The organism is Erysipelothrix enhydrae, assembly GCF_035066605.1.
Taxonomy (GTDB): Bacteria; Bacillota_I; Bacilli_A; order Erysipelotrichales; family Erysipelotrichaceae; genus Erysipelothrix; species Erysipelothrix amsterdamensis.
The window spans coordinates 917,962-942,696 of sequence record NZ_CP125807.1 but is presented as its reverse complement, the minus strand read 5'-3'; the positions used below and the strand labels follow the sequence as shown (position 1 = coordinate 942,696).

Annotated in this window: 23 protein-coding genes; 4 read left to right on the top strand and 19 right to left on the bottom strand. The window is 38.5% G+C overall.

Annotation, left to right across the window (positions count from 1 at the left end):
- Nucleotides 1–221: 221 nt before the first annotated feature.
- Nucleotides 222–422, bottom strand: coding sequence for a cold-shock protein (locus LLS04_RS04675; RefSeq protein WP_003775691.1), 201 nt, complete (start codon nucleotides 420–422; stop codon nucleotides 222–224).
- A gap of 229 nt (nucleotides 423–651) precedes the next feature.
- On the opposite strand from LLS04_RS04675, the gene LLS04_RS04670 reads away from it, so the two are divergent.
- Nucleotides 652–1,722: an endonuclease/exonuclease/phosphatase family protein gene (locus LLS04_RS04670; RefSeq protein WP_323610531.1), complete on the top strand. Its 1,071-nt coding sequence runs from the start codon at nucleotides 652–654 to the stop codon at nucleotides 1,720–1,722.
- A gap of 29 nt (nucleotides 1,723–1,751) precedes the next feature.
- Here LLS04_RS04670 and LLS04_RS04665 read toward each other — a convergent pair whose 3' ends face one another.
- From LLS04_RS04665 to LLS04_RS04645, 5 genes are all read right to left on the bottom strand, one after another.
- Nucleotides 1,752–2,174: a hypothetical protein gene (locus LLS04_RS04665; protein WP_323610530.1), complete on the bottom strand. Its 423-nt coding sequence runs from the start codon at nucleotides 2,172–2,174 to the stop codon at nucleotides 1,752–1,754.
- A gap of 123 nt (nucleotides 2,175–2,297) precedes the next feature.
- Nucleotides 2,298–2,768 carry a PTS sugar transporter subunit IIA gene (locus LLS04_RS04660; RefSeq protein WP_256478988.1) on the bottom strand — a complete coding sequence of 157 codons (471 nt, stop codon included), beginning with the start codon at nucleotides 2,766–2,768 and terminating at the stop codon, nucleotides 2,298–2,300.
- Between the two features lie 65 nt (nucleotides 2,769–2,833).
- Nucleotides 2,834–4,333, bottom strand: coding sequence for a PTS transporter subunit EIIC (locus LLS04_RS04655; RefSeq protein WP_323610529.1), 1,500 nt, complete (start codon nucleotides 4,331–4,333; stop codon nucleotides 2,834–2,836).
- Nucleotides 4,333–5,004: an N-acetylmannosamine-6-phosphate 2-epimerase gene (locus LLS04_RS04650; protein ID WP_323610528.1), complete on the bottom strand. Its 672-nt coding sequence runs from the start codon at nucleotides 5,002–5,004 to the stop codon at nucleotides 4,333–4,335. The genes LLS04_RS04655 and LLS04_RS04650 overlap by 1 nt, the downstream gene beginning before the upstream one ends.
- Nucleotides 5,005–5,022: 18 nt before the next feature.
- Entirely contained in the window at nucleotides 5,023–5,853 is an 831-nt protein-coding gene (locus tag LLS04_RS04645) for a PRD domain-containing protein (protein WP_275164514.1), read from the bottom strand.
- Between the two features lie 365 nt (nucleotides 5,854–6,218).
- Here LLS04_RS04645 and map point away from each other — a divergent pair, with 365 nt between their 5' ends.
- Nucleotides 6,219–6,971 carry a type I methionyl aminopeptidase gene (map, locus tag LLS04_RS04640; protein ID WP_323610527.1) on the top strand — a complete coding sequence of 251 codons (753 nt, stop codon included), beginning with the start codon at nucleotides 6,219–6,221 and terminating at the stop codon, nucleotides 6,969–6,971.
- Between the two features lie 29 nt (nucleotides 6,972–7,000).
- On the opposite strand, the gene LLS04_RS04635 is transcribed toward map, so the two are convergent.
- The 13 genes from LLS04_RS04635 to LLS04_RS04575 form a co-directional block, all read right to left on the bottom strand.
- Nucleotides 7,001–7,543, bottom strand: a complete 543-nt coding sequence (locus tag LLS04_RS04635; RefSeq protein ID WP_323610526.1) for a hypothetical protein — start codon at nucleotides 7,541–7,543, stop codon at nucleotides 7,001–7,003.
- A gap of 3 nt (nucleotides 7,544–7,546) precedes the next feature.
- A complete protein-coding gene (locus LLS04_RS04630) occupies nucleotides 7,547–7,900 on the bottom strand; it encodes a hypothetical protein (RefSeq protein ID WP_254007226.1) in 354 nt (117 codons plus the stop codon).
- The gene (locus LLS04_RS04625; RefSeq protein WP_323610525.1) at nucleotides 7,893–9,017 is read right to left on the bottom strand and encodes an SPFH domain-containing protein; all 1,125 of its coding nucleotides are present in this window, start codon (nucleotides 9,015–9,017) and stop codon (nucleotides 7,893–7,895) included. The genes LLS04_RS04630 and LLS04_RS04625 overlap by 8 nt, the downstream gene beginning before the upstream one ends.
- Nucleotides 9,018–9,027: 10 nt before the next feature.
- The gene (locus LLS04_RS04620) at nucleotides 9,028–10,254 is read right to left on the bottom strand and encodes a hypothetical protein (protein WP_323610524.1); all 1,227 of its coding nucleotides are present in this window, start codon (nucleotides 10,252–10,254) and stop codon (nucleotides 9,028–9,030) included.
- 96 nt (nucleotides 10,255–10,350) lie between these two features.
- On the bottom strand, nucleotides 10,351–11,103 hold the full coding sequence (locus LLS04_RS04615) for an HAD-IIB family hydrolase (RefSeq protein ID WP_323610523.1): 753 nt from the start codon (nucleotides 11,101–11,103) through the stop codon (nucleotides 10,351–10,353).
- 26 nt (nucleotides 11,104–11,129) lie between these two features.
- On the bottom strand, nucleotides 11,130–12,350 hold the full coding sequence (locus LLS04_RS04610; RefSeq protein ID WP_323610522.1) for a GNAT family N-acetyltransferase: 1,221 nt from the start codon (nucleotides 12,348–12,350) through the stop codon (nucleotides 11,130–11,132).
- A gap of 43 nt (nucleotides 12,351–12,393) precedes the next feature.
- On the bottom strand, nucleotides 12,394–13,062 hold the full coding sequence (locus LLS04_RS04605) for a histidine phosphatase family protein (RefSeq protein ID WP_323610521.1): 669 nt from the start codon (nucleotides 13,060–13,062) through the stop codon (nucleotides 12,394–12,396).
- 91 nt (nucleotides 13,063–13,153) lie between these two features.
- Nucleotides 13,154–14,116 (bottom strand): type I phosphomannose isomerase catalytic subunit, encoded by a 963-nt coding sequence (locus LLS04_RS04600; protein ID WP_323610519.1) that lies wholly within the window; start codon nucleotides 14,114–14,116, stop codon nucleotides 13,154–13,156.
- A gap of 47 nt (nucleotides 14,117–14,163) precedes the next feature.
- Entirely contained in the window at nucleotides 14,164–15,057 is an 894-nt protein-coding gene (locus LLS04_RS04595; RefSeq protein WP_323610516.1) for an ROK family protein, read from the bottom strand.
- Nucleotides 15,041–15,931 (bottom strand): ROK family protein, encoded by an 891-nt coding sequence (locus LLS04_RS04590; RefSeq protein WP_323610515.1) that lies wholly within the window; start codon nucleotides 15,929–15,931, stop codon nucleotides 15,041–15,043. Before LLS04_RS04590 ends, LLS04_RS04595 begins: the two co-directional genes overlap by 17 nt.
- Before the next feature lie 3 nt (nucleotides 15,932–15,934).
- Nucleotides 15,935–17,329, bottom strand: a complete 1,395-nt coding sequence (locus LLS04_RS04585) for a glycoside hydrolase family 1 protein (RefSeq protein WP_456237506.1) — start codon at nucleotides 17,327–17,329, stop codon at nucleotides 15,935–15,937.
- A complete protein-coding gene (locus tag LLS04_RS04580; RefSeq protein ID WP_323610514.1) occupies nucleotides 17,326–19,995 on the bottom strand; it encodes an alpha-mannosidase in 2,670 nt (889 codons plus the stop codon). The genes LLS04_RS04585 and LLS04_RS04580 overlap by 4 nt, the downstream gene beginning before the upstream one ends.
- Before the next feature lie 2 nt (nucleotides 19,996–19,997).
- On the bottom strand, nucleotides 19,998–21,293 hold the full coding sequence (locus LLS04_RS04575) for a glycoside hydrolase family 125 protein (protein WP_323610512.1): 1,296 nt from the start codon (nucleotides 21,291–21,293) through the stop codon (nucleotides 19,998–20,000).
- A gap of 179 nt (nucleotides 21,294–21,472) precedes the next feature.
- Between LLS04_RS04575 and LLS04_RS04570 the strand changes: the two genes are divergently transcribed.
- Nucleotides 21,473–22,501 (top strand): GntR family transcriptional regulator, encoded by a 1,029-nt coding sequence (locus tag LLS04_RS04570; RefSeq protein WP_323610511.1) that lies wholly within the window; start codon nucleotides 21,473–21,475, stop codon nucleotides 22,499–22,501.
- Nucleotides 22,502–22,511: 10 nt separating this feature from the next.
- Entirely contained in the window at nucleotides 22,512–24,626 is a 2,115-nt protein-coding gene (locus LLS04_RS04565; RefSeq protein WP_323610510.1) for a GH92 family glycosyl hydrolase, read from the top strand.
- Nucleotides 24,627–24,735 lie beyond the last annotated feature (109 nt).

Here is a 24,735-nt window from a genome sequence, read left to right as displayed (position 1 = left end):
ATCCTTATATATAGTATTTATTATTTTCTTTTTTTATAATACATGAATTATTTTTACTATGGTTAAGATTTAAGAAAGTTCCAAAACTCATCAAGAATCGCGTGATTTTATATCAAATTTAGAGCATTACAAGGTGTGAAATGTTCTACAAAAACAAAAAAGTGCCCGTGAATTGGCACAAAAAAACTCTCGTTACCGAGAGTTAAATGATAATGTTTTAATTAAGCAACTTTAACGTTGATAGCTTTATCACCACGTGTATCACTTTCAATATCGAAAGTAACAACATCACCGTCATTTAAAGTTTTAAAACCATCGCTGATGATTCCTGAGTAGTGTACGAAAATTTCTTTTCCACTGTCAGTGATGATGAATCCAAAACCTTTATCTGCATTAAAGAATTTTACTTTTCCTGATTCCATAAGTATGCCTCCAGTTCTAGTTAATTAAGAAGGTCATGCTTACTTTGTTCACACAATTGCAATGAGTATCTTTTAACTTCTACAGTATATCACATCATTTTGCTAATTACTACTAAACATTTAAACTTATTCATTTCTCACCAAAATACCACATTCAAAACTTTCATTCATTTATCTTGTTGCTTTCAACAATCTAACGTAAAATTAATTTATAGAAATGAGGAAGCATATGAAGAATCTATTTAAATTATTGATTAAAGTGGTCTTATCATTCCTGCTTATTATTTTAATTGTACTGGGTGGTTTTATTACTTATGCTTTTATTACTGATTATAAACCCGAAGCTCGAATCCAACTTGAAATTGATCAAGGAACTTTGAAGTCTACAATTTCTACTGATAAAGCTTATTCGATTTTAACTTATAATATTGGTTATGGCGCATTAGGAAAAGATCAAGACTTCTTTATGGATGGTGGGAGTAAAGCAGGTGCTAACTCATACGATGAAGTGATTACCAACATGGAGGCCATCAATCAGTTTTTTATAACTCAAAATCCTGATTTTGCTTTCTTTCAAGAAGTGGATTTATCGGGGAATCGTAGTTTTGACGTCAATCAATACGAGCTCCTACGGAAAGATGAATATAATGGGGTTTATGCACCCAATTACAAGGTGAAATACGTTCCTGTTCCATTTACACATCCCATGGGTGGTGCTGAAAGTGGAATTGTAACCCTCTCTAAATCCGTTCCAAACCTTTCCGAACGTTATCGTTTTGAGGGTGAAGAACCGATGATTAAACAATTGTTTGATCTGAAGCGCGCTTTTAGTATTACACGCTATCCAACGGATAACGGTAAAGAACTGGTTCTTATCAACGCGCACTTCTCTGCTTTTGATGAAGGAGGTAAAGTTCGTGTCCAACAACTTGCACAGATGCGTAATGTTCTTGATGCTGAGTATGAACAGGGCAATTACGTTATTTTAGGTGGCGACTTTAATCATGAGTTACCTACAACGGATGCGCAAGACTTCACCTGGACTGATACCTATCCTGATTGGATTATGAAGCTTCCTGAGGACTTTGCGCCTCAAGGCTATCATTGGGGTGTTGACCCCACAAATCCTTCGGTACGAGCCGTAGATAAGGCCTACCGACCTCAAGAAACCTTTACCGCAGTTATAGATGGATTTCTTGTCTCAGATAATATTGAAGTAACACAAACAAAAGGACATGGAACCCTCAACTTTGAACATTCCGACCATAACCCGGTAACAATGACCTTCACATTTAAATAAAAAAATACGTTTTAAAAAAACGTATTTTTTTATTGCTCCTGTGGTAGATGATCGAGTAGTTGGCGAAACACAGCATGACCTAAGGGTCTACAGTTAATCACATCAGTTTTGAACGTACGAATATTTTCGAAATTTAACTTCATATCATGATTTTGTACCTTAATGCGATATTCCTTAAAGTCATAACTCTTTTTCATACCCATTAGTTGGTATGAAATAATGTGCGTATCATCCAAATCGAATCGTATAGCATCCTTAAGAATAATAAAGTAGATGCACAAAATTGAAATAACACCACCAAGTGATACATAGACACCTAAAACATTTGCCCAATCAAGCTGTGTTTGTCGGTCTAAGATAAATGTAAGAACGCTTAGGAAAACAATTAGAATTAGCGCACTTAAGAGATAACTTCTCAGAACACGTGTTAGGGGTCGTTTAAACGTTCTCATCATTACCCTCCTTTTTAAAGATTATACAAAGTTAACGCGAAATTTTAGTTAAGAACTCGTGATATTTCCATACAAAAAAAACACGTTTCAAAGTTTAACCATGAAACGTGTTTTCTGTATATACTATTGAATTGTCAAAAGATTTTCTGTTGAGGGATCAACATTTTCATCTTCTTTATGAAGTGTAATGGTTTGTCCTGATGTAAAGATAAAAGGACTTACTAGGGATTTGCCTTGTGCTTTCACAAAATCGAGGTCAACATGAGTCAATACATCCCCTTGTTTTACCTTATCACCTTGTTTCACCACCGCTTTAAATCCTTCACCTTTTAATTCTACCGTATCAATACCAATATGAATGAGAACTTCAAGCCCTGCATCCGTTTGAATACCGAATGCATGACCTGTAGGAAAGATCATCGTAACTTCCCCACTCACCGGCGCAACAATTTCACCATTTGTAAGTTCGATTGCGTAACCATCACCCATCATTTTTTGAGAAAAGACTTGATCTGGAACCGACGTTAATGACCGTGCGATTCCAGTTCCAAATGCTTTCATCGTTTCTTCTTTTTTCTTAAATCGTTCAAACATGGTGAACCTCCGTATATATTTTTATTAGATTGTGTTCAAACTAATGCTTGTGTTTGTAACGGGAACTACTCATCAATACCTAAGATATCAACAATATTATTTTTGTAGAGAATCGCTTTCGCGCCATAAATCGCTTGAATACCATCCCCAACTACAAGAACATCTGTAGCTCCGAGTGCTTTTAAACCTTCTTTGTTTACGCTATCTTGAGATTTTACCGCTACACGTAAACGTGTAATACATGCATCAACATCTTCAATATTTTCTTGACCTCCAAGATATTCAATAATCTTGATAGAGTTATCTTTTAACGAATCTTTTGTTGTGACTGCAACTTCTGGAGCTACTTCGTCTTCACCGCGACCCGGTGTTGGTACATTAAACTTCAAGATATATGTCTTGAATACAAAGTAATAGATTACAAACCAAAGTGCACCTACTGGTAAGACATAGAGCCAGTGTGTTTTAGCTTGTCCTTGTAAGATTCCAAAGAGTAAGAAATCAATAAATCCACCTGAGAATGTATTCCCAATTGAAATGCGAAGTACATCCGCAATTAAGAACGATACACCGTCTAAGAATGCGTGAATTACATAAAGTACAGGAGATACAAATAAGAACATAAATTCAATCGGTTCTGTGATCCCTGTAATAAATGATGTAAGTGCAACACCTAAGAATAAACCACCATATTGTTTAGCTTTATCTTTCGGTACACAGTGATACATTGCAAGACATGCTCCAGGTAATCCAAACATCATCGTTGCGAAACGACCTGCAAAGAAACGTGTTCCATGTGTATAAAGACCTACATGGTTTGGATCTGCAAGTTGCGCAAAGAATATTTTTTGAGCACCTGCTACAGAAACACCATTCACAACTTCAACACCACCAAGCTCTGTAAACCAGAACATTGGGTAGATCATATGGTGAAGACCTGCAGCACCACATAAACGCATCAAGAATCCATAGAGGAATGTTCCAATTGGACCTAAAGTAGCAATAAAGTCACCACAACTTACAAGAAGTTGTTGGAAGGGAGGCCAAACAATATAGAATGCGGCTCCGACAAAGATTGCTGCAAATGAAGTAATAATCGGTACAAAACGGGATCCACCAAAGAATCCAAGTACTTGTGGTAATTGGATATTGTGGTAACGGTTATGGAAATATACCGCAACACTACCGATTACAATACCACCAATAACTCCAGTATCAATAGCAGCTCCTTCAGGACTAAAAATCCCAAGAAGTGCTGTCATAGTTCCATTCATAACAAGATAACCTACAACACCCGCTAAAACAGCTGTTGCTTTATCTTTTTTCGCAAGACCTGCACAAAGACCAATTGTTAAGAGTAATGCAAGATTTCCAAATACAGTACTTCCGGCTGCAGACATAACTTGGAATACAGCCTGTAAGATTGGTTGATTTAAAAATGGATAAGCTGCTACAGTATTTGGGTTTGATAGTGCTCCACCAATCCCTAAGAGCAATCCAGCAGCTGGAAGGATTGCAATTGGTAACATAAATGACTTACCAATTTTTTGTAGTTGTTTAAACATTATTTCTCCTTAATCGCTTCTATAAAGCGTGTCGCAATTTCTTGAGGACGGGTAATGGCACCACCTACAACAGCACTATGAACTTTTAAATCCATAATACGTTTTAATTGCTCGGGATAATGAATTTTACCTTCCGCAATCACAGGAACCTTTACCGATTGAACCATCTTCTCTACCAGTTCAAAATCCGGTCCATCAACATTTTTAGAATACGATGTGTAACCTGCAAGTGTACATGAAACACAATCGAAACCAATACGTTCTGCCTCGATTACTTCTTCAAGCGTTGAACAGTCAGCCATAGCAAGACGTCCACCATCATGAATTTGTTTGACGAGGTCTTCCGTTTTCACGCCCATCGGACGAACACGGTTTGTTGCATCAAGTGCAATCATTTCACATTCTGTTCCAAGAAGTGCTTCAACTTCTTGATGTGTTGCAGTAATGAACACTTCACTGCCTTCATAGTTTTTCTTAATAATACCAATAACCGGTAAATCTACCGACTTTTTAATTTCATTGATATCATTAACCCCTTGAGCTCGAATCCCTACAGCACCTGCTGCCTTTGCAGCAATTGCCATACGGCCCATAATCATCGAGCTTTGTAACGGTTCCCCATCAAGTGCTTGACAGGAAACGATAAGTCCGCCTTTCACAGCTTCTAACATAATCTAACCTCCTCAACACTAAGAGTGTTGTAAATTGTAAATGTGTAGTGCAATATAACCAATTTCTGATTCAGGAAGTTGAATATTAAACTCTTGATCAAGCATTAATGCAAGATCTTCAGAGATTTCATAGGCTTCACAATACCGTTCACGTAGAATATCAATCAATGGATTTGTGAGGGTTACATTATCTTCTGAACGTTTAAATGCAAATTTGAGGTGTGTAATTAAACGTGCTTTCCCTACACTGTTTTGAGTGAATTCTTCTGGAATACGATTGTTGATAAAGTCGACGGATGCAGTGATCACCTGAGCATAAAAAGCACTGTTTGAAACCTTACCTTGATGCATGGCAGCATGTAAATGGAGAATTACCGAGCCAACTTCAGAGTGAGGGAGTTCTACATCCAATTCGTCATTAATCATTTCAACCATATGTTTGGAAATATCATAAAGCTCGGAATACATAAGATAGTATTCCTCGGTGAAGAAGTTGCTCATCTTAACGCGATTATGATAACGATAAATCGCAAAATTAATATGATCGAGTAATGAAATATGAATTGATTCATCAAATTTATAATTCAGAGTCTTTTCTGCATAAGCAATTGCCGCTTCTGTAACAAGCAGTACTTGATCATCTGTGTTCATAACGATCTTTTCATACTGGCTCATTTTATCTAAATCTTGAATACGGTAAAAACTCGTGACAGACTCTTCATCGATGACCGCTTTGCTCTTAGCGTCAAAGCCGATGCCTTTTCCAATCAAGATATAGTCATACTTATCAAGTTGGGCAAAGACAATATTATGGGTAAATGCTCGAACTACTTTGAACTGATTCTTCATACGTTCATCTCCTTCTTCCTGGATTACACTAGAGCTCATGCAACAAAAAAAACAACTATCCTCGCTGAAACAAGAGCTCACGAAAAAAATTTCGAGTCGCTAATGCCTATATGCGAAATATAGTTGCACGCATATGGATTATAGCCGAAATCCCTTACAAAATCAACGAGTTTGTAAAATATATTTGAAATTTCACATTGTTGAAAATTATTACCGGAATATATCGCATTTCTACCCTTATATTAAATTAATTATCATTTTATATCAAATTTATCACAAACATATCACACCACCCAGAATTGACATTCGGTTTAATTATTTCAAATTAAGCGTATAATAGACCTATAAGTAAAAAAGGAGTATCTATGATTACGATTAAATCAAAACGCGAAATTGACGGTATGTATCAATCCGGGCAATTACTCGCTTCCATCCATGAGTCTCTACGAGACTTTATAAAATCCGGAATATCAACACACGATATTGACCAATTTGTACAAAAAATGATTGAAGACAATGGTGGTGTTGCAGCCCAAATTGGTTATGAAGGCTATAAGTATGCTACGTGCTGTAGTGTGAATGACGAGATGTGTCATGGTTTTCCAACCCACACAAAACTTAAAGACGGTGATCTTGTTAAGGTAGACTTTTGTGTTGACCTCAATGGATTTCTTTCTGACTCTTGTTGGGCATACTGTGTTGGAAATAATCCAAGTCCTGAAGTAAAACAATTAATGGAAGTTACTGAAAAAGCTCTTTATATCGGGATTGAACAAGCCCAAGTTGGCAATCGTGTTGGTGATATTGGTGCCGCTATGGATGAGTACATCAAGCAATTCGGTTATAAAATGTCTCTTGATTTCTCTGGACATGGTCTAGGCCCCACAATTCATGAAGAACCGATGGTTCCATTTGTCGGTGTGTATGGAACTGGCGCGAAGCTAAAAGAAGGTATGGTTATTACGGTTGAACCGATCGTCAACGAAAGTTCACCGTATGCGAAGTTAGATGACAATGGCTGGACTGCTCGTACAAATAACGGATGTCTAAGCTGTCAATATGAACATACTTTCGCTATTACGAAAGATGGTCCCTTCATTACAACCAAACAAAAATAAAACGTTCAGGCATAGCCCGAACGTTTTTTTTACGAATCTGTGTATTTAAGTTTACGTCCACAATACTCACATGGAATGGTTTCATGTTGAATGACTTCATTTGAAGCACCACATCCTGGACATCGAATCATCTTCGACTGTACTTGAGCTTTGTATTTCGATATAAATAAACCTTCAATCATTTTCGAATCTCGATTAACACTCATATCTTGAAGATAACCTTTTCGTACAAGTTGATCTAAATCTTGGATCGTTTCTGGATATGTTTTATCCATTGACCGTGCTAAGGAATCAATTGAAAAAATTCCTCTCTTAAAAATAAGTTGGTTATAGGCATGGTACCGTTCTAGATTTAAGTTTGATTTGGTTGCCGAGTAAACCATCGCCAGACCACCAAACATGAACGCAATACCGATAATCATACCGCTGTAATCATATCGATACGAATCTTGAACTTCAGTCACTAGTCCAAAAAGACCAAAGAAGAACAAAACAACACCCCACACTAACCGACCTGTCTTACGTTGGTAAAGACGTGATTTTGGATTAGTTGATATTTTTTTTAACTGCATAAGTTATTTCATTTCCAAGCGATCCGCTTTGTTCTTAACGATTAAAAGGAACACCATAAGTAATGCATGAATTACAATTTGACCAATCAATAACGTTTGATCGGGTTGATGAATGAGAAACGATACAATCAGTGTATAACTTATTGATAATAACGCATAGAGCGCCATGATGGTCGCGACACTGCTTTTTAAAAATGTTGATTTCATTGTACCCACAAATCCCGTGATTAAAAAGAAAACAACTTCCGTTACGAGGATCCATATAAATGCAATTTCAACAATAACACCACTCAAATAACCAATCAATACCGTCGCAAGTACCGTTATCAGTCCGATAATATTATAATTTTTATTCATGATCATCGACCTTCTTTCCACAACTTCCACAGAATTTCGCATCACTTGTTAACTGTGCGTCACATGATGGACATTTTTTTTGTAACTGGGTTCCGCACTCATGGCAGAATTTTTGCGTAGCATCATTGAGCTCTACATGACATCCCGGACATTTTTTCACTTCGTGTTTAAGCACTTCGGAACATGTTCCACAAAACTTATCCGACTCCATGACTTTCGCACCACAATGAGGACATGACAGATCCGCATCAAGGCTTAAGGTTCCCATGGTTTCACTCATAGTTTTTCCAAAACCTGCTCCAAGACCTAATCCCATACCAGCACCCATAACACTGCCCATACTTCCTTCGTTTTTCGCAGCACCAACAAGAGTATCAAAGGAACGTTCTTGTTTGTAGTCATATCCAACAATATCCATCTCTGCACGTTTTGAAAGTGCTTCTTTAAGACGCATTACCGCACCATCTGTATCTGGGACACTAATATCCACAATATAGAAGTTCAAGAGATTAATACCATACTCCGAAAATGTTGGTTGCATTTGTTCTTTAACAGACTCTGATAGTTCTTTAAGATATGCACTCAGTTCAAGAACTGTTATGCGTTTTTCTACAAGATAGGTTGAAATTGCATCTTTCACATGGGTATTATAAAACCCTCTAAAATAGTTAATAATTTCATCACGACCAAAGCTTTTAAGTGTCCCCACCAACTTAATCAGAAATGCTTTTGGATCATGAACTGTAATTCCAAATTGACCAAAAGCACTGAGAGGTACATATATACCATACTTTGGATCTTGAATTTGGATGGGTGATGTTGTTCCCCACTTAATATCAAGGGTGTGTGCTTTATTTACAAACCATACTTCTGCTTTAAATGGTGATTTCTTTCCAAATGGAAGATTCACAATCTTATTAAGAAGTGGAATATTTGCGGTATCAAGGGTATGTCTTCCTGCTTCAAAGACATCATAAGCAACCCCTTCCTTATATAATACTGCCGCCTGTGATTCATTCACAATGAGTTGTGTAAATGTTGTAAGTTCATCACCAGGGTATTTCCAAGCGAAAACATCTTGATTTCCTTCATATTTTACGATGTCGATAAGTGCCATAATAATCCTCCTATTTTTCTAATGTAAACGTACCGGATAATAAGGTGCGATTACTGTCTGATACAACGGTAAATTCCAATTGATCGCCGAGATTCATTTTCATCACTGAATTGCTGTGTTCTTCTAATTCATAGAGCACTTCTTTCGGTTCATTTGGGTTAATGAAGCTTCGACTTGATGTTGGGTAATTCGAGCGCTTGCGTCCAGTATTGACGGATTCAAGTGATGTTTGTAAATCATTTACTTGAATGGGTCTGGTTCCATGGTTTTCAAAGCGTACGCGATACATCATCGATCGTTGTACTCCTTTTTCCGCATAACGTCTTCCTTCCAAATAAGAAGGTTTGTATTCGCCATTAATGAAGTCAATACGTTCAAGGGTCGCGGATAACATTCCATCATCTGATTTAAACGTAACGTCTGGCTTATATTGTTCCGTTACAATGCCTTGACCGTAAGCCGAGCGAAGCATATTTGTCGGCAAGGCCAACGAGGTGTCATAAATTTTCGCTACTTCTGTCTCCGCAATAGGAATATCCAGTTGACGATAACTTTCAAACAAACGATCATCCGTGAAGTCCCCTTCAAAATTAATTTCAGGTGACTCAAGTTTTAAACCACCATCCATAAATAGGTTTGCATAATGTGTTGGACTTAAAGCGATTAAAAGTTCACCTTCTTGTGATGCTTCGGGTTGAATTGTAATATGACCACCTGTTGCAGAGGCGCTTGCCCAATTTAAATTGGGATAACTTGCATCCGTTTTAATCGCATTAAGATAATCCCGTTCAAAATTAAAATTTTCAAAATTCTTCACAACAATAGCTTCCGACTGATGATTTTCAACTGTTATATGTGCAATCAGATACCGCTTCGTTGATGGGGTTCGTGATGATGACCCAATTTGGATGGCTTGTTCCAGTTCCACAAGTTCATACCCTTGAATTACTACATCAACGCTGTTGGCGTTGTAGGTGAAGGGTTTTTCCAGTTTGAAAAGTGATTTTGTTACAGGTGATCCTGAAGTTTCAAAATAGCTGTATGTATCTTTAAAATCATAAGAACCGTTGATGGTTTCATAGTTTTTTATATTGGTATAACGTGCCGAACGCATTTGTGCCGGGCGCATCTCCCAACCAAGCCAAGTAAGCGTCAAAATCCCCACAACCATCAGTACAAACAAAATCTTATAATCACTCACCCTCTGTTTTAAATGTTTTAACTTCAATGCATCCACCCCTTTTTTATATTAATTTTAGGAGTAATGGCGTGAACTCACGGTGTAATGTTATAAAACACTGTGAATATGTTATAAACGTCAAAAAAAGACAGCTTATGCTGTCTTTTCATGCTTTTCTATAATTTCTAAAATCGATTCAAGATAGTGCTCATCGTAATCTACTTGATAGTCTGCATAGGGTGCAAGCCGTTCATTAAAGTTAATCATAATTCCCGGATTTGCATGATCTAACATCTCTATATCATTGATATCATTTCCCATCGCAATATAATCTTCGATGCCAAGACGTTTTAAGGCATCATATTTCGATGTTTCAAATGCAAGGATATCTAAAGTCCCTGTCGATTCATGACGGTAAAATGAAACCGGTAGATCACTTAGACGATCGCGAACACGATTCATATCTTCAGCCTCTAAAACGATTAATTTCATAACCCCATCTAATGATTCAAACGGTACATTATCGCCAAGATTCCCTCGATTAACATACTGCATTAATTCATGTGAACCATCTCCGTTATAACTAAAGTTCCATTTGCCATCTGCTAAATAGATCACAGATTCATCTTCTAAAACGTCCATAATCGATTTTAAAAGATCCGATTCAAAAAGACATACGTATACAATTTGGTCATTTTGAGAAATGATTGAACCATTTCCGCCAATTAACGTATAGTTACGATATCGGTCTTTTAGAACCGGTAACATATCACGAATGGGTCTTGCGGAAGCAAACATTACGTGATGACCTGCTTCTTCAAGCGTTTCTAAAAGTTGAACCCCTTCTTCACTTAAATTCATATAATCAAAACAAATTGTTCCATCGATATCAAAAACACAATTCATAATCTTCCTCATAGTTTTCTATCTGTTTAAAAGTAATCTGAAAAATATACACGGTCGGACACTACAATACGTTTCAGATTTCGTAATGCACGTTGCGAACCCACTATGCGTCCAAGTCGTGATAAATACGATACGGATTTATATCCCATTAATAATGTAGTAAGGGCTCCAATATCCAATCGAATTTCAGGACCTACTGCTTCATTACTAATCACAATATTCTCTTCATCATCCCAGTTGATACCAAAAATTCGATGATTCCATGGCGCTGCCTGATCTTCGACGATAAAATGAAACGGTTCGCAGATGTCTGCGAAGGGATAGTTACGTAGAAACCCTTCCACATCCACAATCCGAGCCATGTAGTAGGGCTGAATCGTTTCGACAATATCGCTGTCCTCAAGATAAAATGCAATGGGTTCTCCAGAATAGTTTTTTCCACTCACCGATTCAATCATTGAAAAGTGAGCGGCAATAAAGTTCCAAATCCCTTTACGCGCATCTTGATTAATAAAGATCATCTCTTTGATATTGAAGACTTCATCGGAAATCCAATAAAAACAGAGACCAGTAGGTTCCTCATCTGCATTATAATAAACTGCGGCAAAACGATCTTCTTCATTTTCCCATCGCCAGTATTCTTCCCAAGCTAAACGATCACGAATCATCGCACCGTGATTATTACGAGCAAATTGATCATAAACACGATAGACATCCTCATCATCAATTTCTAATCGTTCAACATGTCCTTTTACAGGAACTGTTTTGGGTAATTGGCTGTCTTTAAGAGTAAATGTCATATGATCCGAAATAATCTCCCAGCCCTTATGCCGGTAAAACGGGATACTATAAGGATACAAATAGGAGATATATTGTTTGTTTTCACGCATGGATTCTAATGCTTTTTGAATTAACTCACGCACTAAGCCCATATTGGCATACTCAGGATACGTACCAACACCGGTAATGCCTCCCATTTGATACAAGGTACCGTGAACATTAACTTCACAGGGATAGATTGCGATTTGAGACACCAACTCATCTTGATTGTACCAACCAAAAACATCAGCTTGACTTAGAATTGGACGTTTAGCACGTACAATTTCTTCTTCGTCTTCATACCCTGAACTGATTATTTCTTCCCCAGTAACTTGAAATACATACCGCAACAATTCATTAAACTGATCAATGTCCTCAACGGTTACGGGTTTAAGTTTTAGTTTTCTGTGCGTAGAATGCTTACTCATTCTTTCACCTCTTTGTTTTTATTATAATTAAAAATAAGTCACTTTACAATTGGTTCAAAATTTGAGTATTATTTACAAACTCAAAAATCCGTGAATCTTCACTACACACGAGTTTTGAAACACTTAAGTTTTCAGGACTGCGATTTAACCAAACACCTTCTGCATATAATTTAAAAAGTTGCGCACACACTGCACCGTGACATACGAGCATGACGTTCTCATAACCTTGTTTACGTGCATCTTCTAATGCATCATCAAGACCTGCCACAATACGATTTTCAAACTCAGCGGATGATTCAGCACCACAGTTATCAAATTGATGGATCCAATCGAGTCGATCAATCATATTAACTTCTTTTTGTAAGTGTTCAAAGTTTTCATATCCGCGATGTTTTGCGATTTTATTCCACAACTCCACAACAGGAACACCTTCAAAATGTCCAAAAAAGAATTCGCGGAAACGGCGGTCTGCTTGCATCGGTAAAGCATGTCCATAACCTTCGACGATGCAGTCACGTGTTTGGTATACACGTCCACTATCACTTGAATAGAGTGCATCAAAATCTATTGTTTTTAAGTTTTTTCCTAATTGACGTGCAAGTACTTCACTTTCCTCAAGTAAAGGTGTATCACTCCACCCTTGCATGCGGTCATAATTATTAAAAATTGTTTTTCCATGTCTAATAACATATACATTAATTGGTTTACTCATATTTACCTCCAACAACCATACTGTGATAGTATAGCAGTTTCTAGACATTCCTGCTTTGAGAAACCTCAGTAAAAAAAGTGCCCAAGGCACTTTAAACCGTTACTGATAAGAAAGTTGCAGATCCAGATAAGTGGATGGCATCCGTATTTGCTTCAAGAAAGAGTGTTTCTCCTGCAAGAAGTTTTACGGTTTGATGATTATGGGTGACATCGATCGAACCCTCTAAAACAACCCACGTTTCAAAACTTTCAGGTCCTACTTTATGATCTCGTGAACCTGATAGATTAATTTTTGTAGTCTTGAAATATGGACAGGATACAAGCAATTGTTTTTGATAATCACTGTGTGTTTCAAGGGTTCCTTGTGGTTTAAACTGGGTATCCAAAGGTTTTAAGTTTGAAACATCTAAAGCTTGTTTTAAATGCAGTTGACGCAGATTCCCACAAGCATCTTTACGATTATAGTCATAGACACGATAGGTTGTATTGGAATTTTGTTGGATTTCGCAGATGACAATTCCTGCGCCAATTGCATGGATGGTTCCTGCTTCCACAAAAATAACATCGCCTTTTTTTACCGGAACACGATTTAAAACGTCGAGGACGGTATTCGATTCGATTGCTTGCGCAAAATCATCGCGACTGATTTTATTTTTGGTTCCATAGTAAATAGCGGAATCGGGTTCTGCTTCAACGATATACCACATTTCTGTTTTTCCGTATTCCCCCTCATGCTTGAGGCCATAGTCATCATTTGGATGTACTTGAATCGAAAGATCCTTTTTCGCATCGATAAATTTAACTAGAATCGGGAATAAATCAAAATCTTGAGCATGTGTACCCAAAATTTGGGTACCATAATATTTTATGTATTCAGTCAGTGTTTTGCCCTCATCCACGCCACCTACAACATAACTGGGACCATCAGGATGCGTCGATACTTCCCAACTTTCTGCCACAATTTCTAAATCTGTTTGTTTTTGATACATTTCTTTTAAGCGTGTCCCACCCCAAAGATAATCTTTAAATGCAGGACTTAGTTTAATTACAGCCATATTAACCTCCCTCAAGGTTGGTCACGTGTTGTGCCCAACCACAACACTTATGAAAGTGAATTAAACACGAGTAATGCGCCACCGATGATGCCATTGTCATCACCCAGTTTTGCTTTCTCGATTCGTACGTTTTCTTTTTGAACCTCATAAACTTTTTCTTTAACACGTTGTGACACATCTTCAACATATCCGTCGATTTTCAGTGCCACACCGCCTCCTAAAACAATAATATCTGGGTCAATCATGCCAATCATCCCCGCAAGTGCATTTGCAAGGTATTCTTTGCTTTCATCAAGAATGATTTTTGCTTCACGATTTCCCTTTTTCGCATAAGTCACCACATCGCCTGCATGATTTACATCTAGCCCCTCTGCTTGAGCACGAGCTAGTATTGCTGTGCCACTGCACATTGATTCTAAACTTCCAGGCATCAGTGGTTTTAATTGATGTCCTCCAGGAACAAGAATGATGTTCGCAATTTCTTGCGCAAAACCGTGAGCGCCTTGGAATATGTTCTGATTAATAATCAAACCCCCGCCAACTCCGGTACTTATCGTTAAAAATTGAACAACTTCACAGCCTTGCCCTGCACCTAAACATGCCTCAGCAAGGCCTGCAAGATTGGCATCGTTTTCCACAAACACTGGGCAATTGAAAAGTGATTCAGCATATTCTTTTAAGGGAAAACCGTGCCATCCCGTTAAATTAGGAGGGGTCAATACGATACCTTTTTTTAGATCTAAGGGTCCTGGACACGACATCCCAACTCCAAGGATGGGTGTGTCAAACGCCTTCACAATTTCATGAATTTTCATAAGATTTGCTTTAGGGTCATTTGAATCTGTTGAGAACATATTTCGTTTACTAATCGCTCCAGCTTCATCAACTAAAGCAACACGTGTATTGGTTCCTCCAATATCAACACTAATCGCATATTTCATGATTTTCACCTCCACATTGACTTAAATGCGATGCTACCGCGCCAATTAAGTTCGCATCATTATGGTACGAACAAGGTTTGAGATTGATTTTTAGTTCATCAAGTTGAGCCTCTTGTAATAAGCGATTAATGCGTTGATTTAGTTCGGGAATTAAATCAAGATGTTTTGATACCCCACCACCTAAGACAATACAATCTGGATCCAATGTGAACTGCAGATTGTACAGACCAAGTGCAAGCGCATCATAAAACTTATTAACTTCTTCTAAAGCAATCAGATCGTGCTGCGCACGTTGGAATACGGTTTCTCCCGATAATGCATCCATTTCAAGTCCTTTGCGTAGACAGTATCGTTCAGCCATGTGTACGGCCGTAGCAGCCATACTCCATGTATTTTCACCGTCAAAAATCATGCAGCCAAATTCACCCGCAAATCGCTGTGACCCCCGTTGCAACACGCCATCTACAATGACCGCACCACCAATGCCTGTGCCGATCACGACAAAGAGAAGATTTTTCATGTCTTTTGCGACACCGCGCCAAGACTCCGCAAGCGCTGCACAGTTTGCATCATTCTCGATGCTTACAGGAAGTCCAAACAGTGATTCCATTTCCTCTACAATTTTAAAATTATGGATATAGTCGATTGCACTTAGGCCCCCAATAATACCTTGTTTGATATCAACACTTCCGGGTGATGATATCGCAATACCTTTAACAGTATTTTGGTAAGGTTTAACGCGTTCTAACATCTCGTTTTTCAGCTGTTCCCAAGTGGAAGGGGTTTTAAAAGAACCTGGATCGCTTAAAGCATCGCCATCCCATAATGCATATTTCACAGAGGTTCCACCCCAATCAAATACAAAATATTTCATCGCTTATTCCCCCTTTTGATGGTGTTCAATCACCGCACGCATCCAAAAACTGCTCTGTTTTGGAAAACGTTTTTGAGTATTAAGATCAATACGATAAAAACCATAGCGATTGCGATAACCATTTAGCCACGACCAACAATCCACAAGTGTCCACAAGTGGTAACCAAAGCAATTTGCGCCATCCGCAATGGCTTGTTCTAAAACCTTCAAGTGATCATAAATAAATTCGATACGATAATCATCTTGAATTACGTCGTCTTCATCGACAAAACGCATCTCATCTGCTACACCCATACCATTTTCAGATAAGTACCAGGGTATGTTGTGATACTCATCCTTGATCAGCGTTGCGATATCACTTAATGCTTCTGGATAGATTTCCCATCCCCGATAGGGATTCATTCTTCGTTCGGTCCATATATACGGAATATAGAGATCTTCTGGATCTTGTGCAGGTGTTTTTGATGTCGTGGGTGCTTGAACACGACGCGGTTGATAATAATTCACTCCGATAAAATCCAGTTTAACGTCGGAAATAATTTCTAAATCTTCAGGATTTGTATCTGGCATTAAATCATGTTCAAGGAGTAGCGCCTTCAAGGGCTCGGAAAAGGTTCCAAGTACCATACCATCAAGAAAACTTTTGGTATTGAGTAAGTCAGCTGCTTCCTGCGCTTTCAAATCTTCTTCCTGAACACTTTTACCATAGACTGGCGTTAAATTTAGAATTGTACCGAGTTTGGCGTCGGGTTTCACAGCGCGCATCGCTTGAATCGCTTTCGCATGCGCTAAGATTGTTTGATAGCCCGCATGAATTGCCTTCTTAAAATCATGGATTGCAGGGTAGTGATATCCATAAAGATAACTGCACTCTACATGCACAATAGGCTCATTAAACGTTGTCCAATATGTGACCAAATCTCCAAAAGTCTCAACACAGACTGAAGCATAGTAAGCAAATGCATCGCTTATACCCTTATACTCCCAGCCACCTTTTTCCATGAGCCACCAAGGCATATCAAAATGAAAGAGATTAATCACCGGTTCAATACCCGCTTCTAACATGGCACTGAAATAATCTCTATAAAATGTGACAGCTTTCTGATTTAAGGTTTCACCATCAGGTAAAAGGCGCGTCCACGCAATGGATGTGCGAAATGAATTTAATTTCATCGCTTGCATGCGTTTCACATCTTCGCGGTAATGATGGTAAACATCACTTGTTTGATTTGGTCCTATTTCTTGATCGAATTGATTTGGTTCCAATTTATGCCACATATCCCATGTACTTGGACTTTTTCCATCGACATCCGCTGCACCTTCTGTTTGGGGAGCAGACGTTGCTGCCCCAAACCAGAAATGCTTTGGAAGACTGAAATCATTTGTAGGTTTCATCATTGTCCCTCCTTTTTAAAACGAAGGGTCACAATTTCTGCCGGCTTAATGATGCCATCAAAAACTCCGTTATCTCGTTCTAAAACATCTGATTTCATCACCGTATGATTTGGCAGACAAACCTCTAAAGCATCACTGCATTCCGATTCCATATTGAATAAACGTACAATAGGATCTTTCCCATGCTCTTTACGTTTTAAAGCAGTCATCCACATTCTTTGGCTCTTTAAGCTTAGATAAGTATGGGTTGGGGCAAGAATTCCTTGATGATGCTTGCATTGCTTCACTTGGAATCCAACTTGTTTTGCTTTCACAGTTTGATACATATTCACACGATCCGTATCGTTATGACATCCAAAATAGAGTGTTGTATGATGATCACCCAAACATTGTGCTTCAGGCGTAGGGAAGTATCCCCAGTCTCCCATTTCCCCAACACTTCGAAGTAATGTAACAGCGATTGTGTCGTTATTGACTATTTCATATTCATTCAAACCAATATTCCCAATAACCACGCCTTGTCCGTGTGTATAGAGACCACAGAAAGCTTGTTGGTGTTGGGGATTCGAAGGATTCTCCCAAGATTTGCTTACCGCATTAGGACGAGTAACCACTTCGAAGATACTTTCTGCTTGATGATGTGTTGTTTTAAATCCAACATCAAAACAAGCACGCAAACGATGATCTTTCATTTCATTTGTAAATCGGGTATCAATTTTTAGAATAGGACTGTTTTTTTCTAATGTGAATTCTGTAGTAATTGTGAGCGGTGCTGTTTCTAGACTTCGTTTAGCGTTCCGTTGGCGCATTTCTGTAACTGAAATTTGTTCGTACAATAAAGATTCATCGGCACTTACAGGAATATCAAGATTTTGAGTCATAGCGACACGTTTAACCAGTGGACTTCGTTCAAGTTCTTCAATTGTTGCTTGAACATTACGGCTTGTAAGTGTTTGCTCCCCATAAGGTTGTTTAAAAATGTATTCATTTCCAATATCACCCGCATTATCGTAATAAAAGACATCTAAGTATGACTTATTATTCGCTTTGTCATAAACATCAACCGCTCCATTTTCATGAATGGTCACTTTTAAAAATTGATTTTCGAGCACGTTCTTTTCGATAAGTTCTTCAGCGCAATCAATCGTATTTTCTCCCTCAACCAGTGCAAACGTTTTCCAACTTAAGGCCGGCAGTTCACAAGATAATCTCACCTTCACGCGTTTGGACATATGCGGAACGCGGAAACCATCTTTTGGTAGGTCATAATCAAACTGTACCCACGAATCTAATATTTCTGCTTCAACCCTATGTCCTTGTTCATCTTGAACACATAAGTTTGGAAGAACTTTGGCTTCAAGTTCCTTATATAACTGGTCTGGTTGTTCGCGGTTAAAGTCTAAGCGCTCCAATTCAAGAGTGATTGTTACTGTTTCATAGCGGTTGATTCCAAGTGTATTAAAAATTGTAAATGGACGACTGTTCTCTGGGAACATCGATGTATCCATTTGCTTCTCTAAATGATCCAACGCGAGATCTTTGACATAGACTCCAATTTCTTCAGCATTTTCAAAACGGGTCATCATTTGGCGATGAACTGCATCAACCGAACAACCACAAATACTGTCATGAGGATGATTTTGCATTAATGTTTTCCACGCATAACGAAGCATGTCATGTGGATAGTCATTTTCCATTGCCATTGTAGCGAGAGGTTCCGCAACAAGTTCAAGAAGATTTTGTACTTCTGTATTCTTTTGTTTTAAATAAACACGTGACGACGACGTATTCGCAAGAGTATACCACCCGTCCGTTTCTTGACTTGTAAGCTCACCCTTTACCCTTCCCAAATCATTGGGTAATTCAGCCATCACAGCTTTAAGATAATCATCAAAATTACTGTGAATGAATTCATAGTCTGGATATAGCTCGTTCGCAAGGCGGATGGCCTCCGTAACATTTTTTTGAACAGGTTGATGATCAACACCATTCATCATGAGGAGATGACGTGTAGATGCATACTTCTCAACATCCGCAAGTTTTTGATTCCAAAACTCTTGGGCTGCATCTTTTTCAACGGGTATTTCATTACCATTGCTATACCAGTTCGCAAAAAGAATACTGAAAATTTCAGTTTGATCCGCACCTTCCCAAATAAGTTCGGAGTAATTGGACACATAAGTCTCATCCACAACAACATTATTAAATCCAGTCGTTTTTACTCCACGTCCATACGCAACCGCATGAATATCAGCTTGTTTCATCAATTGTGGCGCTTGTCCCATGTTTCCAAATGTATCCGGGAAATAACCCAACATTACTGGTTCTCCCCATTGTTTACTTTCATCAAGTCCTACCAACATATTTCGTGTATTCGCCTCAGCACTGATTAAAAAATCATCTTGAAGAATATAGAATGGTCCCACTTTTAGTTTCCCAGATTGCGTTGCCTCAAGAACTTCTTGACGTCGATGAGGACGAACCGCTAAATAATCATCAAGTGGAATGGTTTGTCCATCCAGATGAAAACTTTTAAATTCTGGGTCTATTTTAAATAAATCCAAAAGATCATCAATAAGTTCAACTAAACGCATATGGTGTTGCTCGTAAGGTAAATACCACTCTCGATCCCAATGACTGTGGGATATGATATGTACAATTTTTTTCATCTTTATTGTTCCTTTCCAACACGAATTCCGAAGTAGTCCATAACCAGTTCACAGAACATCATGTTTGCCCAAGAAAACCACTCACGTGTATATTGTGTTGGATCTTCTACATTAAAACTTTCATGCATCATTTTCGTACCACCATCCGTTTTAACAAGCGTATCGATAATATTCTTTTTCTCTTCGAGAACAGGTGTAGTCAGTCCTTCAATAGCCAGTGCAATTGGCCAAATATAACCTTTAGGTGTGTGTGAACTTCCACATCCTGATGCAAAAGTACCCGATTCGAAATATCGGTTTGATGGACTTAGAATATGATTGCGCGTACGAAGATACATTGGATCATCCCATGCACAGTACCCAAGATAGGGTGCTGCTAATAGTGAAGGAACATTTGGATCATCAATCAGACTCGAATTGCCAAGACCATCCACTTCATAGGCATAAACCGATCCATAATCTGTATCCACAACGCCAAACGATTCAATTCCTTCTTTAATCTCATTACGAAGTTTTTGTGCCCGCTCTACAATTTCCGAGTCATTTAGAATATCAGAGTATATTTCTTCTATATATTTCAGAACAACCACCGCAAACATATTTGAGGGCACGAGATAGTGATACTCACACGCATCATCACTTGGTCTAAAACCAGACCATGTCATTCCTGTATAAGCAACAGGTGTTCCGCGACCTTCATTAACTAGAGTGTCCTCAGGGCGATCTGTTGGACGCGTAAACGTATATGGAGATGTTTCATGATTTTGTTCTGTTTCCCATACATCTAAAATTGAACGTACTGCTTGCGTATAAGCTTCACTAAATACCCGAGCATCTTGAGTAATTTGGTAATAGTGATAGGACAATTGAATCGGGTAACATAAAGAATCGATCTCATATTTACGTTCCCAAATAAACGGTGTCATGTAAGTGTTATCCGTTTGGTGACCTGCTCCATTTTCCGTCTCATTAAATGCATTCGCATACGGTTCATGGTTAATACAGAAAATTTGACGATTGATCAACCCTAGAATCATTTCTTTAATGGATTCATCTTCATTCGCGAGAACTAAATAAGGGCGAATTTGTGCTGTAGAATCGCGAAGCCACATCGCAGGTATATCACCCGTTAAAACAAACGTATCATCCTCTGCAATCCGTTTAACCGTTGTGAGTAATGTATTGGAAAAGACGTTTTCAAATATCTCTCCCCAAGCTTTATGTTCTTCACCACATTGCGTTTGAATTTCACGAATCAGCTTCTCTACTGATTGCGGTACCGTATTGTAAGTTGTCATAAACCCTCCTAGTTGATATATCATTTTATGATTACTATTTACACAATCATTGTATGATATACCAACATTTAAAATAATGGACAAATTATAGGTTTTTAGGTACGTTTTATTGGATTGATTTAAGCCTCAAACATGCTATAATTTCGATATGATATATCAACTAGATAGAGGTGCGAATCATGACAAAACCCTTATATGAAAAAATAAAAAACGATATCCAACGAGATATCATGAACGGAACCTTATCGGTACACAGTCAATTACCGACAGAACTCGAACTTTCCACCACTTATGGCGTAAGCCGTATTACATCAAAACGAGCCCTAAACGAACTTGAACAAGATGGTTTAATTTATCGCGTTCAAGGAAAGGGGAGTTTTGTAGCAGAATCCAATACAAAAAAAACATCCGAAGATGTCTATGATTTATTATTTATGATGCCTTTCCCCGATGCTTCGAATTTTGGTGATTACACGTCCGGAATGCTTCAAGCTCTGCAGGGAACGCCTTACCGCTTACAGATTCAACGCTACGATTTAGAAAAGCAATACGATGATTACGCTGGCGTTATCTTTTATCCCATCGACAATCACGATGCACTGGAAGCCGTTTTTACTCTCTATGCACGAAACATCCCGGTAGTAATCTTGGATAAGGAAGTTTCCGGTATGCCAATCACAACCGTGGTTTCAAATAACGATCAAGGTGGTTACGAAGCAACTAAACATTTGATAGAACAAGGTGTAGATGAAGTCTTGTTTGTGACTTCGGAAGATATTGAGAATGTGTCCTCGATTCGTACACGTTACTTCGGTTATTTAAGAGCACTGTCAGAATCATCTGATTACACACATCAAAATCCAATTTTATGGTCCCCATCTGATCGAACCTTAGATCCAGACTTCTTAGAAAGACTACAATCCAAGCATTGCGGACTTGTGTGTGGCAATGATATTTTAGCTCTAACTTTAATGGCTGAACTCAAACACCTCGGCTTTCTCATTCCTCAAAACTTAAAGATTGTTGGATTCGATAATACACAAGCAAGCGCATATGTTGATCCCCCTCTTACAACCATCGCTCAAAATTTTGAGGAGATAGGACGTGTCGCAATGAATGAGTTACTTTCACGAATTAAAAATCCAAGTCATCCGGTATCCCGTCAAGTCCTTGACGTAAATCTTATAAAGCGAAATTCTACGAATTAAAGGAGACTCTATGAAATCACTTAATATCGATACACGCATTGGTACCAATAATCAACACAGCTTTTCAAGAGGTAATGCTCTACCCTATACAGGTGTACCCTATGGAATGAATTACTTCGCTCCACAAACTGATGGATCCAAAGGAAGTTGGTGGTTCCACCCTGAAACAGAGACCTTTCAAGGTTTTCGGGTAACGCATCAACCCAGTCCTTGGATGGGGGATTTTTCGTCCATGTTGATCAGTCCCTTCTCTGGAGACCAACGTATCCATTCACTTTATGACATTCAATCCACATATCGCAAACAGGAAGCAATTTTCGAACCACATTATCTAAAACTCTACAGTCCGAGATATCAACTCACAAGTGAATTAACACCTTCAATGTATGGGGCTACTATACGACTACAAGGCTCACAAGCCATTTCTGTAGCATTCAGCGCCATCAATGAGATTGATATTTCTCAAGACGGTCAAAACCTAGTCGGTTGGGTATCCAATCCTTCTGGATGTGAAGACCCAAATCTTAAGATGTATTTTGTATTCACAATGACTCAGCCTGGGACCTTGATTCAAGAAAAGGATTTTTATGTTTTCAAATCTGACTCCAACAACTTACAGATTCACGCTGCTTTTTCCCATCAATCACTCAATCAAGCACACTTGAACCAAACTCGGGAAATTGATAATTTCGACGCCATGTGTGATCACGCCCAAATACTTTGGACACAAAATCTTGATCGAATTACGTTTAATCATCACAACCCTTCGCAAAGTCAAATGTTTCGACACTGTCTCTATCGCGCACACTTATTTCCAATGACTTTTTACGAATACGATGAAAATATGAAACCTTGTCATTATAATACAATGGCAAAACAAACCGAACCGGGGTATATGGTTACCAACAATGGCTTTTGGGACACATATAAAACAGTCTTCCCTCTTATGAGTCTTGTGAATCATGATCAATATGCATTAAGTCTAAAAGGATTTCTAAACCACGCCAACAATACCGGCTATTTACCTAAATGGCTTTCTCCCGATGAACGTGGACTTATGCCAGGAACGCTCATAGATGCAGTAATATGCGATGCCATCTTAAAAGGCATTGGAACTGAAGATGCGGATCAACTCCTTGCATTTATGATTCATGCAACTTCTGAAGAATCATCCAATGCGAATTATGGACGTCGGGCCGTTCGCGACTATCTTAAGTACGGATACGTACCGAATCACTATGACGAAAGTGTCAATCAAACGCTCGATAATGCGTACTCTGACTTTTGTATAGCGCAAGTTGCAACGTATTGCGGAAAACCCGAACAGGCAGAGACCTATCTCAAACGTTCTTACAATTACCAAAACCTTTTTGATCCACAGACCGGGTTCATGCGACCACGCGATACATCCGGAAACCTCGAAGAACCCTTCAACAGCCATCGATGGGGAGGTGCTTATACAGAAGGTTCAGCTTGGCAAAACAGTTTTGGCGTTTACCACGACATCCAAGGACTGATCAACCTTTATGGCGGACCAGTCCCATTTACACAAAAGTTAAATGAACTCGTAAATCAAAAACCAACATTCGATGTAGGAAGTTATGGTTTTGAAATACATGAGATGAGTGAAATGGGCGCAATTGATTTTGGGCAAATGGCAATCTCAAACCAACCATCCTTCCATATCCCTTATCTCTACACCTACGCAAATCAAGCAAGTTCAAGTCAGGTTTTATTAAAACAATTAATGACTCACTGTTTTACAGATCGTTTTCCAGGTGATGAAGATAATGGCAGTATGAGTGCTTGGTATATCTTTAGTGCTCTCGGATTCTATCCCGTATGCCCTGGTAGTTTAGAGTATGTGATTGGAATACCGCTTCTAGATTCTGCACAAATCCACCTAAGTAATGGTAATACCTTCAATATCACTACCCACAACAATCATCCGCAATGTAATTTTATAAGCGAGATTCTGTTCAACGGAATTCCTTATCATGATTGTATCCTGGAGCACAATACAATCATGCGCGGTGGACATCTCGAAATAACACTTGGTATTGTTCCGAATGATGATTGGTTCAATAAGATAAAACCATTCTCAAACACAAAAAAGCACATCTAAATGTGCTTTTTCTTTCGCTTATTTGTAGTTAGATATGGTATAGTAAATCCTAGACAAAGGAGCATTAATGATGACATTCACTTCAATCATTAAAAAAATTGCGCCCCTA

What these genes read in the sequence shown, in the direction of transcription:
- LLS04_RS04675 (WP_003775691.1), bottom strand. Translation starts at nt 422, where the DNA reads ATGGAATCAGGAAAAGTAAAATTCTTTAATGCAGATAAAGGTTTTGGA.
- LLS04_RS04670 (WP_323610531.1), top strand. Translation starts at nt 652, where the DNA reads ATGAAGAATCTATTTAAATTATTGATTAAAGTGGTCTTATCATTCCTG.
- LLS04_RS04665 (WP_323610530.1), bottom strand. Translation starts at nt 2,174, where the DNA reads ATGAGAACGTTTAAACGACCCCTAACACGTGTTCTGAGAAGTTATCTC.
- LLS04_RS04660 (WP_256478988.1), bottom strand. Translation starts at nt 2,768, where the DNA reads ATGTTTGAACGATTTAAGAAAAAAGAAGAAACGATGAAAGCATTTGGA.
- LLS04_RS04655 (WP_323610529.1), bottom strand. Translation starts at nt 4,333, where the DNA reads ATGTTTAAACAACTACAAAAAATTGGTAAGTCATTTATGTTACCAATT.
- LLS04_RS04650 (WP_323610528.1), bottom strand. Translation starts at nt 5,004, where the DNA reads ATGTTAGAAGCTGTGAAAGGCGGACTTATCGTTTCCTGTCAAGCACTT.
- LLS04_RS04645 (WP_275164514.1), bottom strand. Translation starts at nt 5,853, where the DNA reads ATGAAGAATCAGTTCAAAGTAGTTCGAGCATTTACCCATAATATTGTC.
- map (WP_323610527.1), top strand. Translation starts at nt 6,219, where the DNA reads ATGATTACGATTAAATCAAAACGCGAAATTGACGGTATGTATCAATCC.
- LLS04_RS04635 (WP_323610526.1), bottom strand. Translation starts at nt 7,543, where the DNA reads ATGCAGTTAAAAAAAATATCAACTAATCCAAAATCACGTCTTTACCAA.
- LLS04_RS04630 (WP_254007226.1), bottom strand. Translation starts at nt 7,900, where the DNA reads ATGAATAAAAATTATAATATTATCGGACTGATAACGGTACTTGCGACG.
- LLS04_RS04625 (WP_323610525.1), bottom strand. Translation starts at nt 9,017, where the DNA reads ATGGCACTTATCGACATCGTAAAATATGAAGGAAATCAAGATGTTTTC.
- LLS04_RS04615 (WP_323610523.1), bottom strand. Translation starts at nt 11,103, where the DNA reads ATGAATTGTGTTTTTGATATCGATGGAACAATTTGTTTTGATTATATG.
- LLS04_RS04610 (WP_323610522.1), bottom strand. Translation starts at nt 12,350, where the DNA reads ATGAGTAAGCATTCTACGCACAGAAAACTAAAACTTAAACCCGTAACC.
- LLS04_RS04605 (WP_323610521.1), bottom strand. Translation starts at nt 13,062, where the DNA reads ATGAGTAAACCAATTAATGTATATGTTATTAGACATGGAAAAACAATT.
- LLS04_RS04600 (WP_323610519.1), bottom strand. Translation starts at nt 14,116, where the DNA reads ATGGCTGTAATTAAACTAAGTCCTGCATTTAAAGATTATCTTTGGGGT.
- LLS04_RS04595 (WP_323610516.1), bottom strand. Translation starts at nt 15,057, where the DNA reads ATGAAATATGCGATTAGTGTTGATATTGGAGGAACCAATACACGTGTT.
- LLS04_RS04590 (WP_323610515.1), bottom strand. Translation starts at nt 15,931, where the DNA reads ATGAAATATTTTGTATTTGATTGGGGTGGAACCTCTGTGAAATATGCA.
- LLS04_RS04585 (WP_456237506.1), bottom strand. Translation starts at nt 17,329, where the DNA reads ATGATGAAACCTACAAATGATTTCAGTCTTCCAAAGCATTTCTGGTTT.
- LLS04_RS04580 (WP_323610514.1), bottom strand. Translation starts at nt 19,995, where the DNA reads ATGAAAAAAATTGTACATATCATATCCCACAGTCATTGGGATCGAGAG.
- LLS04_RS04575 (WP_323610512.1), bottom strand. Translation starts at nt 21,293, where the DNA reads ATGACAACTTACAATACGGTACCGCAATCAGTAGAGAAGCTGATTCGT.
- LLS04_RS04570 (WP_323610511.1), top strand. Translation starts at nt 21,473, where the DNA reads ATGACAAAACCCTTATATGAAAAAATAAAAAACGATATCCAACGAGAT.
- LLS04_RS04565 (WP_323610510.1), top strand. Translation starts at nt 22,512, where the DNA reads ATGAAATCACTTAATATCGATACACGCATTGGTACCAATAATCAACAC.